The following is a 9923-nucleotide window of genomic DNA, read 5'->3' on the forward strand; positions in this document are numbered from 1 at the left end:
GAAGCTGCTGCTGGCGCCGATGTGGATCCGCCGCTGCCATCTGGAGAAGACACTGGCGGAGACGGGCACGGAAGTGCCCGCGGAGGGCGTGAAGGTGGAAGAGGCGCTGTCGTACGAGCGCGTGGGGAAGCTCGGCGAGGAGTGCCTGGTGGTGGGCGAGCTGACGCAGGGCCCGGTGCCGGGCGTGTACGAGCTGCGCGGGAAGCAGGGCGGGCCGGCGATGGTGATTCTAGAGAACGCGTGCGAGGGGACGGGCACGGTGCTGGCGCGCCGGGCGTGGCGTCTGTTCGCGGCGGCCGGGGGCCTCACGGTGGCGGCGGCCTGGGTGCTCGCGGGCTGAACAAGAAGGCCAGGTCTCCAGCTCCAGGTTGGAGGAGGGCCCGCCCTCCTGAGATCAATTGCCGGGTTTGTCCCGCTTGTTCCCCCTCCGCCAGCCCGGAGCGGCGCGCTTCGTACGTGGTCGGCTGTGCTGGCTGGATGGTGCCGGGCGGGGTGCTTCGGGTTGCCCCGCACCATCGTCGGCAGGGTCTAGGGCCCATGTGCCTTCCTCCCAGCGCTTCAGGGCCTGAGAGGCTGCGAACGCAACCAATCCTTCTCCTTTCGCCGCTTCCTCCAAAATGGCTTTGGCCTCCGGTGTCCGGTACCGCAGAAGAAACGCCGCCGCTGTGGTCCTTACATCCATGTTGGGATGCGCGAACAACCCTGTGAGCGCATCCCGTCCAGCATCGCCATGCGCGCACAATTTATCGAATGCAGCCAAGCACCGATCCGCGTGCTTGTTTCCGGTCTTGGCGTCTCCGCGCCATATCGCTTCGGTCTGCGCTTCCACATGCCGTGCAAACTCCTCAACCAGTTTTTCAAGACTCGTCAAGGCCAAATTCCATTCTTGATGTTCTTGATAGTCAGCAGGCCAAATTCGCGCTGTGCCTCATAGGACTGGGTGCTGAGCCACTGCCGCACCGTCAGAGTTCGTGAACCGGTAACCCGAAGAAATTTTGAAGAATAGAACGCACTTATACAATGACGCGCCCGGCTCCGGTGGCCGCATCCAGCAGGCGCAGGCCGGTGTTTGCCTCTACTGCCCCCGATGCTTGCCCGAATCCTGGCAGTTTCGGTGCCTTGGACGCGAGCGCGGCTGTTTCACCTATCGCCGCCGTCCCCACCAGGACGAGAATTCGCACGCTGTTCGGGCCGATGACACGACCGAACCGCTCGCCTATCTCACGTAGCTCCGCGAAGGTGGAGGCTCGAGGTGCATCCTCGTGAAGTTGCGCATAGGCCCGCAGCAGGTCGAAGAATTCCCACCCGAGATAACCCCACATGAGCACCGTGAATGCGAGGGCTATACCTTTTGTCACGGGCTCAGGCACCGGTGCCAGCAGGAGGCCCATGTAAACCACGACGGTGACGCTGAGCATGGCCAGCACCCGCGTAGGGTTGAGCATGGCCCGTACCTCCGCGTCCAGGCCTTCCAGGGCTGGCCTTACCGCCAGGGCAAGCGCAATGCCGCGCTTGTCATCGTCCTGCATGCGAGGACCGTCTTCAAACAGGGTGAGGCAATCGCCTGGAGTGTCGCGGCGCTCGCAAAACCGCCCGTAGGACCGCGCCAGGTCTGATTGCCACGCTTCGCCACTCAAGGGCACGGAAGCCAATGCCAGCCTACGACCGACATAAAGAGGGGGGCGGGATGTGGCTACCCGCAGCGGTATGTCGAGCCAAAGTGTTGTCAGGGCTGTCGTAAGCTCGGAGTTGCTCACCTGCACCGGTGCGAAGTCCGTGGGCAACGTGGTGAAGACAGCTTCTTCCTGGCCTCCATCGTCGGCTTCAGCCTCCGGCCCCCACGCTTCGGGGGAGACTGGGGACGTATGCGGGGGGTAACGGTAGGCCGTGCCCATGGGGCCTCCCGTGGCACACGCTGTCACCAGCATCAACGCCGCCAGGGCCAATGCCAATACCCGCGAGGGCCGCCGCGTGCCCACGGGGTGTGAATTGCAGGAAACGTTAGACATCGCGGCACCTCTCCGGGCGTCCCAGGCTGGGAAACCCAAACCCGTCGATTACAGAAAGCGGCTGACCGTCAGGTCAAGCCGCTGGGTCGGATGGGGACGCGGGAGGAGCAACGCCCACCCACTGTTCGGTCGGCGGGTCGCGGCGGGACGGACCCATCCTCTGCTCGGGGAGACGCGGCAGGCGGACGCGGACGCGGGTTCCCTCTCCCTCGCGACTCTCCAGCTCCATGCGGCCTCCGTGGTGCAGGACGATGCCCTGGGCGAGGTACAGCCCCAGGCCCATTCCGCCGCGGTCGTGGGGCGTCCCCTCGTGGGCCCGGTAGAAGCGCTCGAAGACGCGGGCCCGCCGGTCCTCCGGGATGCCGATGCCCTCGTCGTGAATGGAGAGCTCCACCTCGCCCCCGTCCAGGGCGAGGCCCACCTCCACGGCACGGCCCGTGGGCGAGTAGCGCGCGGCATTGTCCAGCAGCTCCGCGAGCACCTGCTCCAGCCGCGCTCGATCTCCGAGCACCCGGGCTCCCGGTCCTGGCTCCACGTGGATCGGGTTGTGCGGGTGGTTGACGGTGGTGCGCGCGGCGGCGGCCTCCACCAGCGCGCGCAGCTCCACCACCTCCTCCTCGAAGCGCAGCCGGCCGAGCTGGAGCTGCGAGGCGTCCAGCAGCGTGCTCACCACGCGGTCCATCCGATCCGTGCCGCGGTTGATGCCGTCGAGCAGTCGGCGGAGGGGAGGGGTCACCGACCCCGTGCGTGAGGCGAGCTGGGCGAAGGACTTCATCACCGCCAGCGGGGTCTTCAGCTCGTGGGCGGCCATCTTCACGAAGTCCCCCTGGAGGCGCTCCAGCTCGATGGCCTGGGTGATGTCGCGCGCCACCGCCACGGCGGCGACGACCCGGCCTGCCTCGTCCCGGATGGGGGCGGCGTTCAGCCGCAGGACGACCTCGCGGTGGTTCAGCCGGGGCACGGAGATGACGAGGTCCGTGTCGGTCACCTGCTCGCCCCGCAGGGCCCGGGGCAGGGGCAGGGACTCGAACGCAAGCGCCTGCCCATCCAGCCCGTGAGGGCCCTGGGACAGGAACGCCGTGTCCATGCGACCTCCCTCGAACGAGGTCTCTCCAAAGAGCGCTAGCGCGGCGCGATTGACGAGGGTGACGTTTCCCTGGGCGTCGGCCACGATGACGGCGTCGACCATGCTCTCGAGGATGGCCTGCAGCTCCGCCGAGCGCTGCCGGACCTGGGCGAGCAGCCGCCGCCGCTCCTCCTCCTGCCGTTGGCGGATGGCGAGGGTGCGCCGCAGGCTCCGGGTCCGCTCCGCGCGAGCCATGGCCACGCCGCTCGCTCCCAGCCCCGTCCAGAGCACCACGCCCAGGGCCAGCACCAACCACCGTTGGTGGCGCACGGCGGAGAAGAGCACGCGCTCGTCCGTCGAGGCGAACACCTTCCAGCCGGCATGAGGGACGGGCACCTGGGTGGTGCGCCATTCGCGATCCCTCCCGTGCTCCTGCTCCCAGGTCCGCAGGTCCGCGAGGGTGAGCTCGGACAGGCCGCTCACGGGACGCCCTCGTGCGCGTGCCCAGGCGAGGAGCCGGGCCTCGTCGGGATGGGCGAGGAGCACGCCCGCCTCGCTGATGAGGTAGAGGGTCTCCGACGGGGAGACGTTGGCCTGGCGGACCAGCTCCCGCAGCTGGGGAAGCCGGAGGTCCACGCTCACCACGCCCCTCAGTTGGCCCTGGGTGTCGAAGAAGGCCCGCACCAGGCTCTCGTACGTCAGGTCCACGTCGAAGTAGGGCTCGGAGAGGACGATGCCCCCACCGCGCCGCTTCGCCTGCTGGTACCAGTCATGCCGGTGGTAGTCATAGGCCGGCGTGGACCATTCGTAGGTGAGCTCCAGGGGCTCTCCTCGTCCGTCCAGTCTCCAGTGGACGTACGGACCCATGTGGCGCACCCCGGGCACGAGCTGGCCGGGCTCGAACCACACCCCGAGCCCATGGATGGCGTGCGCCGGGGCGGAGAGGATCATCCGCCGCAGCAACTCCTCCACCTCGCGCTGCTCCCGCACGGGGGTGGCGAGCGAGGCCAGGGAGTTCAGGAGCTGCTCGGCGGCATGGAGCTGGGACCCCAGCTCGGAGGCCAGCCCACTGGCGCGAGCGGCCTGCTGTGCGAGGGCCTCGCGCTCCAGACCGTGGCGGGCCCTCGACTCGAAGCTGAACAGGGCGAGCGTGAGCACCCCGCCCACTACCCCGGACAGCAGCAGGGCGAGCAGGAGCGACCAACGCGCGGATCCCCCCGGGTGGATGCGAGACAAATCGTCCCCCTGTGTGCCTCTAGAACATGGCAACCCCTGGAGCCAGGCGCCTCGGCGGGGCCAGGGCAGGCCCGCTCTCGCGTTCCATTGCCGAGCGTCCAGTGGGAGTGCTGCCATCCAGGGAATCGCCAGGGGCCCCGCTCGGAGCTTCCCAGGGGGAGGGGAGGGGACTACCCCTCGTCCGCGATGCCGTACTCCTTCAGCTTCCGGCCGAGCGTGTTGCGGCCGATCTGCAGCACCTTCGCCGCCGCCGTCCGGTTGCCCTTCACCGAGTCCAGCACCCGGAGGATGTGCCGCTTTTCCACCTCGGCCAGGGGCAGCAGCTCGCCCGTGCCCTCCAGCACCACCACGTCGCCGAGCGGCATCGCGGCCGGCAGGGCGCTCACCACCTTGGGCAGGGGCAGGTGCTCCTCGAGGATCTCCCCCTCGCTCAGCACCACCGCGCTCTCGATGCAGTTCTCCAGCTCGCGCACGTTGCCCGGCCAGCGGTAGCGCTTCAGCCGCTCCAGCGCCGCCGCACTCAACCGCGGCATCGGCAGCCGGTGCCGCTTCGCCGACGCCGCGACGAAGTGCCGCGTCAGCCGCTCGATGTCCTCCGCCCCGCGCTCGCGCAGCGGCGGCAGCACCAGCTCCACCACCTTGATGCGGTAGTACAGGTCCTCCCGGAACTTCCCCTCGCCCACCATCTTCACCAGGTCCCGGTTCGTCGCCGCGACGATCCGCACGTCCACCTTCAGCGTCTGCGTGCCGCCCACCCGCTCGAACTCGCGGTCCTGCAGCACCCGCAGCAGCTTGCCCTGCACCGGCAGCGGCAGCTCTCCAATCTCGTCGATGAACACCGTGCCGCCATCCGCCGCCTCGAACTTGCCCGGCACCCGGTGGTCCGCCCCCGTGAAGGCGCCCTTCTCGTGGCCGAACAGCTCGTTCTCGATCAGCGACGCGGGCAGCGCCGCGCAGTCCACCTTCACGAAGGGCTTGTCCCGCCTCGGCCCGTTGACGTGTACCGCTCGCGCGAACAGCTCCTTGCCGCAGCCGCTCTCGCCCCGCAGCAGCACCGTCGCGTCCGTGGGCGCCGCCTTCTGGATGAGGCGGTAGATGACCTTGAGCGGCTCGGACTCGCCGATGATCCGGTTGAAGAAGTAACCCACCGGCGCGTGCGGCTGCTCCTTGGCGCGCTGGAGCTCCTGGTACAGGCTCGTGCTCTGCAGCGCGTGGCTCACCTGGACCGCGATGGCCATGAGCCGCTCCACGTCATCGTCCGTGAAGCGCTCCCCGCCGCGCCGGTTGAGCACCTGCAGCACGCCGTAGAGGGCCCCGCCTGAGTCGCGCAGCGGCACCGCGAGGATGGTGCTGGTGCGGTAGCCCGTCATCCGGTCGATGTCCGCGAAGAAGCGGCTCTCGCCCCGGGGGTTGGGCATGTTGACGGGCTCGCCGCGCTCGGCCACGTAGCCGGCCACGCCCTGGCCCAGCTTCACGCGGATCTGCGACACCTCGGGCAGGTGGGCCGCGCGGGAGAAGAGCTCCCCGCGCGCCGGATCCAACAGCCACAGCGTGCCCCGGTCCGCCTGCATCGTCACCGCGATGCGATCCATCAGCGTCTGGAGGAACGCGTCGAGATCGACCTCGCGCCCGACCAGCCCGCCGATCGGGAGCAACACCTGAGTGACGTCCGAGGAAGTGGCCATGACGGGCAGGGGGGGAAGCTCGAAGGCAAGAGGGAGACTATCGCAGTGCGGGCCCATGCGTCCCTCCTCTCCTCACGCGCAGACCGCCGTCCCGAGGAGGATCCGCTTGCCCTCGCGCGCCGGCTCGGTGTTGGCGAAGTGGTTGCGGGCCTCCTCGGCCATGTTCTCCACCATGTCGTCGTTGTGCGCCGGGTCATGGTGGAACAGGAAGAGCCGGCGCGCGTTCACCGCCGAGGCCACCTGGGCGGCGTCCACCATGGTGGAGTGCCCCCACCCCTTCTTGGGGATGCCCTTCTTCCCGGCGTACTCGTCCGGGGTGTACTGCGCGTCCAGGCACAGCGCGTCCGCGCCCTCCATCAGCCGCGCCACCCGCGAGTCGAGCGTGGCCAGGGAGATTTCCATGTCCGTGGCGTAGACGAAGACGTGGCCGTCGGCCTCCACCCGGTAGGCCAGGCACCCCTGGGGATGCGGCGCGTCGAAGGGCGTCACCTTGAAGGGCCCCACCTCCACCGTCCGCCCGTGCAGCGCCGAGTCGAACGTCATCCGCGAGCGCATGGTGGACAGCGGCACCGGGAAGTTGGGCGGCTCCATCTGCCGCGCCAGCACCGACTCCAGCGCCTGCGCCCCGCCGGGCCCCGGGCCGTACAGCGTCAGCTCCGTGGTGGGCAGGTAGGCCGGGGTGAAGAAGGGGTAGCCCTGCACATGGTCCCAGTGCAGGTGCGAGAAGAAGAGGTGCGCCTTCTGCGGCCCGCCCTCGCGCAGCATCGCCTCGCCCAGCGCCCGGATGCCCGTGCCCGCGTCCAGGATGAGCCGGTGCCCCTGGCTCGTCACCTCCAGGCACGACGTGTTGCCACCGATGCGTGCCGCGTGCGCCCCCGACACCGCGATGCTGCCCCTCACTCCGTAGAAACGCACTTCCATGGCTGCTCCTCCTCGAAAACCGTGGCGGCCTGATCCAGCCGCGCTCACGCCAGGGGGACAGAGCAAGGATGCTGCCAACGTCAAATGGCTGGATTTGCTGGGAATCCCTGGCAGTAGTGGAGGTCGGCTGCTCCATTCCGGTGCACCTGGATGGACCGCCCGCTCTGATCTGGATCGCCTGGGCCCATCCGGGGCGGCTGGGCATTGTGTGGGCATGGCCCACATGGAAGACTCCGGGGCGGCCGGCTGATCCAGCGGCATGAGGGGGGGACTCCGCGTGTATCCCGATCGTTTCCGGCTGCCCCAGGTGACCGAGCACGTGCTGGCATGGCTCGAGCGGCGCCGGCCCGGATTCGGCGCCTGGGACGCCGAGGTGGAGGCGCAGCTCACCGCCGAGGCGCGACTGGCCCTGGCCGACGTGTCCCGCCTCTTCGCCGAGGTGGCCGAGGATCCCGGCTACTGGGAGCGCCTGGAGCGCGGCGTCTTCACCGTGGTGCTGCCGCGCTACTTCCAGCTGGCCCGCGAGTACCACGCGCTGCAGCGGCGCAAGTACGACCTGTGGCGCGGGGGGGATCTGCTCTCGCGCGGGGTGTACACGGGGGCGGGGCTCGTCGTCGCGGTGGTGGTGGCCCTCACGCGGGTGCCGGACTGGATAGAGCCGCTGCCCTTCGCCTTCATCCTCTTCGGACCCTTCCTGCCGGACATGCAGGAGTCCTTCTTCGAGCGCCGCTATCGCCGGCAGCTCGCCACGCTCGTGCGGGACATGGGTGTGGAGCAGCGGCAGCTCGAGGCCTACCGGCCCCTGGACGAGTCCGTCCCGCCGGTTGCCGAGCGCATCTCCGGGCCGGAGGCCATGGCGCGCAGTGAGTCCAGTACCAAGGAGAAGGTATGAGCAAGGCGGGAGATCAGGTCCTCGCGGCCCTGAAGCAGCCGCGGATGCGGGTGCTGTGGCCCCTGGGGATGCTGCTGTTTGGAATCCTCTTCTTCTACAACGTGTGCACCGTCTACGTGCGGCCGTACGAGATGGGGGTGAAGCAGGTCATCCTCGGTGGCGAGAAGGGCATCCGCGAGAAGGTGTACGGGCCGGGCCTGCACTGGGTGACGCCGGGCGCGGAGCGGATGCACCTGTTCCCCACGGATCTCCAGGTGCTGGAGATGGCGGACAACGCGGCCGACGTGGGCGAGGGGGCGGACCACCGCGTGGTGCGGGCCATCAAGATCCAGACGTCCGAGGGCTACACCGTCTCGGCGGACGTCACGGTGCTCTACCGCATCGAGAACCCGTACCAGGTGATCACCCAGATTGGCCCGGGGCGGCTGTACGAGGACTCGGCGGTGATTCCGCGCGGGGAGCAGGTGCTGCGGCGCACGCTGGGCGAGCTGGACGCGGACGACTTCTACAAGGGGGACCGGCGCGACAAGGCCATGGCGCAGGCGCAGAAGCTGCTGGTGACGGAGCTGGAGCCCAAGGGCATCAAGGTGACGCACGTGCTGCTGCGCCAGTACCGGTACGACACGCGCTACCAGGGGGCGATCGAGCAGCGGAAGATCCAGGATCAGACGGTCTTCAAGAACCAGGCGGAGGCCTCGGCGGCGCAGGCCGAGGCGGAGATGAACCGGATCATCGCCGAGGGCAAGGCCATCGTGCAGGTGGAGCTGGCGCGCGGTGACGCGGAGGTGGCCAAGCTGCTCTCGGGGGCGGAGCTGTACCGGCGCACCCAGGCGGCGCAGGGCGATCTGGTGGTGAAGCTGGCGCGGGCCAAGGGGATCGAGCTGGAGAACGCGGCGCTGCGAGGCGCGGGCAGCGAGAACATGGTGGGCCTGAAGATGGCGGACGTGCTGGACGGCACGCAGCTCATCGTGGTGCCCACGGACGGCGAGGGCGGAGTGAACCCGTTGGATCTCAACGCGGCGCTCAAGCGCTTCGATGTGAAGGGGCTGTGAGCACATGAAGCGCATGGACTTGCGGATGCTGGGGCTGTTCATGGTGCTGGCGCTGCCCGTGGTGCAGGGGTGCGCGTGCCACTCGACGGACGCCAACGAGGTGGGCGTGCTCACGCGGAAGTTCACGCTGATGGGCTCGCGGGGCGTGCAGCAGGAGACGTACGCGCCGGGCGCGACGTACTTCTTCTTCCCGTCGTTCTCCACGGACTGGAACACCTTCGAGACGAAGCTGCAGAACCTGCGGATGCGGGCGAGGGCCGAGGAGGAGAAGGGCCGCACGGACGACATCGAGTTCAAGACGGTGGACGGCAACGACATCGCGGTGGACGTGACGGTGGCGTGGCGGATCGATCCCTCGAAGGCGCCGCACCTGGTGCAGAAGGTGGCGCGCTCGACGCGGGACGTGGAGGCGCGGCTGGTGCGGCCGGCGACACGGGCCCTGGTGCGCGACGCGCTGAACGTGCTGCGCTCGGAGGACTTCTACACGGCGGACAAGCGCTTCGCGGCGGCCGAGAACGCGCGCAAGCTGCTGGACGAGGCGCTCGCGCCCGAGGGCGTCATCGTGGAGCAGGTGATCTTGCAGGAGCACCGCTTCAACCCCGAGTACGAGAAGGTGATCCGGGAGAAGAAGCTGGCGGAGCAGACGGCGGAGAAGCTGCGCTCGGAGGCCCAGGCGGCGGCGGAGGAGGCCAAGCGCAACCTGGAGTCGGCCAAGGGCACGGTGTCACAGAAGATCGCCGAGGCGACGGGTCAGCTCGAGCAGGCGAAGCTGACGGCGGACGCGGAGCTGGTGCGCGCCAACAACGAGGCGACGGCGATCCTCAAGGAGGCCGAGGCCCGATCCAAGGGCATCGCCAAGGAGAACGAGGCGCTGGCGGGCGCGGGCGGCCGGACGATGGTGAAGCTGCGCATCGCCGAGGCGCTGCAGGGCAAGCAGATCATCTTCATGCCCAGCGGGCGCAACGGGGCCTCGCTCCAGACGATGGACATGAATCAGATCCTCACGCAGTACGCGGTGGGCAAGAACTCGCAGAACGCGAGCTCGGCGAACGGCGGCCAGTG

The 9923-nt window shown here is 69.0% G+C and carries 8 protein-coding genes and 1 pseudogene; 4 read left to right on the plus strand and 5 right to left on the minus strand.

Annotation, left to right across the window (positions count from 1 at the left end; translation table 11 throughout):
- Window positions 1–340 (plus strand): annotated as a pseudogene (locus VF697_RS23040) (hypothetical protein); the annotation flags it as partial.
- Between the two features lie 54 nt (window positions 341–394).
- Here VF697_RS23040 and VF697_RS23045 read toward each other — a convergent pair.
- From VF697_RS23045 to VF697_RS23065, 5 genes are all read right to left on the minus strand, one after another.
- On the minus strand, window positions 395–829 hold the full coding sequence (locus tag VF697_RS23045) for a DUF2019 domain-containing protein (protein ID WP_331098445.1): 435 nt from the start codon (window positions 827–829) through the stop codon (window positions 395–397).
- Between the two features lie 184 nt (window positions 830–1013).
- Window positions 1014–1895, minus strand: coding sequence for a hypothetical protein (locus VF697_RS23050; protein ID WP_331098432.1), 882 nt, complete (start codon window positions 1893–1895; stop codon window positions 1014–1016).
- Between the two features lie 187 nt (window positions 1896–2082).
- Window positions 2083–4311 (minus strand): ATP-binding protein, encoded by a 2229-nt coding sequence (locus VF697_RS23055; RefSeq protein WP_331098434.1) that lies wholly within the window; start codon window positions 4309–4311, stop codon window positions 2083–2085.
- A gap of 170 nt (window positions 4312–4481) precedes the next feature.
- Entirely contained in the window at window positions 4482–6053 is a 1572-nt protein-coding gene (locus tag VF697_RS23060; RefSeq protein WP_331098436.1) for a sigma-54-dependent Fis family transcriptional regulator, read from the minus strand.
- Window positions 6054–6068: 15 nt separating this feature from the next.
- A complete protein-coding gene (locus VF697_RS23065) occupies window positions 6069–6917 on the minus strand; it encodes an MBL fold metallo-hydrolase (protein WP_331098437.1) in 849 nt (282 codons plus the stop codon).
- A 277-nt stretch (window positions 6918–7194) separates the two neighbouring features.
- Here VF697_RS23065 and VF697_RS23070 point away from each other — a divergent pair, with 277 nt between their 5' ends.
- From VF697_RS23070 to VF697_RS23080, 3 genes are all read left to right on the plus strand, one after another.
- On the plus strand, window positions 7195–7809 hold the full coding sequence (locus tag VF697_RS23070; protein ID WP_331098439.1) for a hypothetical protein: 615 nt from the start codon (window positions 7195–7197) through the stop codon (window positions 7807–7809).
- Complete coding sequence (locus tag VF697_RS23075) at window positions 7806–8861, plus strand: SPFH domain-containing protein (RefSeq protein ID WP_331098441.1); 1056 nt, start codon at window positions 7806–7808, stop codon at window positions 8859–8861. The genes VF697_RS23070 and VF697_RS23075 overlap by 4 nt, the downstream gene beginning before the upstream one ends.
- Window positions 8862–8865: 4 nt before the next feature.
- On the plus strand, window positions 8866–9923 hold a 1058-nt coding region (locus VF697_RS23080), incomplete at its 3' end, for an SPFH domain-containing protein (protein ID WP_331098443.1).

Origin of the sequence: Archangium sp., from assembly GCF_036388035.1 — a bacterium.
Classification (GTDB): Bacteria; Myxococcota; Myxococcia; order Myxococcales; family Myxococcaceae; genus Archangium.

What these genes read in the sequence shown, in the direction of transcription:
- VF697_RS23050 (WP_331098432.1), bottom strand. Translation starts at nt 1,895, where the DNA reads ATGGGCACGGCCTACCGTTACCCCCCGCATACGTCCCCAGTCTCCCCC.
- VF697_RS23060 (WP_331098436.1), bottom strand. Translation starts at nt 6,053, where the DNA reads ATGGGCCCGCACTGCGATAGTCTCCCTCTTGCCTTCGAGCTTCCCCCC.
- VF697_RS23065 (WP_331098437.1), bottom strand. Translation starts at nt 6,917, where the DNA reads ATGGAAGTGCGTTTCTACGGAGTGAGGGGCAGCATCGCGGTGTCGGGG.
- VF697_RS23075 (WP_331098441.1), top strand. Translation starts at nt 7,806, where the DNA reads ATGAGCAAGGCGGGAGATCAGGTCCTCGCGGCCCTGAAGCAGCCGCGG.